General features: G+C 38.4%; 1 protein-coding gene. It reads right to left on the minus strand.

Annotated elements, in window-relative coordinates:
- Positions 1-127 precede the first annotated feature (127 nt).
- Positions 128-258: flotillin-like FloA family protein (locus RYX56_RS23565; protein WP_317124281.1), on the minus strand; the 131-nt coding region annotated here is incomplete at its 5' end.

A 258-nucleotide genomic window follows, 5' to 3' on the forward strand; every position in this document is an offset into this window, starting at 1 on the left:
TTTTCTTTGAGTCTGTCCACCTGTTTTCCTTTTGCCAAAAAGGCTTGAGAGGATCCCAATCAAAATAATCAAAAATAGTGCCTCCATTTTGGCCACCTCTTTCTGTTACAATCAAGAAATAATCAGTTTACTTGTCACCTTTCGTATCACCTGATAATTTCCCGATTGATCCTCTCATATCGGTATCAGCAGAAATATTTTGGAAGTTCAAATAATCCATTACCCCGATATTTCCCGTTTTAAGGGCGTCTGCCATTG

Source organism: Alkalihalophilus lindianensis, assembly GCF_032843265.1.
Taxonomy (GTDB): Bacteria; Bacillota; Bacilli; order Bacillales; family Bacillaceae_D; genus Alkalihalophilus; species Alkalihalophilus lindianensis.